Raw genomic sequence first — 569 nt, forward strand, 5'->3', positions numbered from 1 at the left:
CGGGTAATTTCTGGCCGCACATCCTCAATCGCTTTGATCGTGTAAGTGCGCACAGGGAAAACCACTGCCTCGCTCTCATCCGTGCTCTTGCCGAACGCGGCCTTGAATTCCATGGTCAGCGGGCTGCCATCCTTAAGGTTTCTCAAGCCTGCAAAGGCGATGCTCCGCTCGTAATAACCTTGTTCGAGCCACTTGTCGCTGACCATTGAGCCTGGTGCCGTATGAATCTGCAGGGTGTAGTCGCTGCCATCAGCGTTCGTCCCTTTCAGACGCAGCCAGACATATTGGCCTGTGGCAATCAACGGCCAGACGCCCATGCGATAGGTGGCATTGCTGGTCAGATTCCCTACGTTGAACTCCTGGCCCTCGCCGTCATCGTCGGCGTCCATGATCACCGGCAGGATCAAGCTTGAGTCCGGCAGAGTGCCGACATTCAACAACAGCGGCAACGAGGTGCGGGGCGCACCGTTGCGGGTAACGGTGTACGTCACGGTGACGGTTTTGCCCAGGTTGAATGCCAGCACGGTGACCGGCAGTTCGATTGTCAGTGTGGTTTCACTGATGGGTCT

Annotated in this window: 1 pseudogene; it reads right to left on the minus strand. The window is 57.3% G+C overall.

Annotated elements, in window-relative coordinates:
- Nucleotides 1-569: pseudogene (locus AC3WMV_RS28335) on the minus strand (hypothetical protein); the annotation flags it as partial.

Source organism: Pseudomonas sp. FW305-3-2-15-E-TSA4, assembly GCF_058787295.1.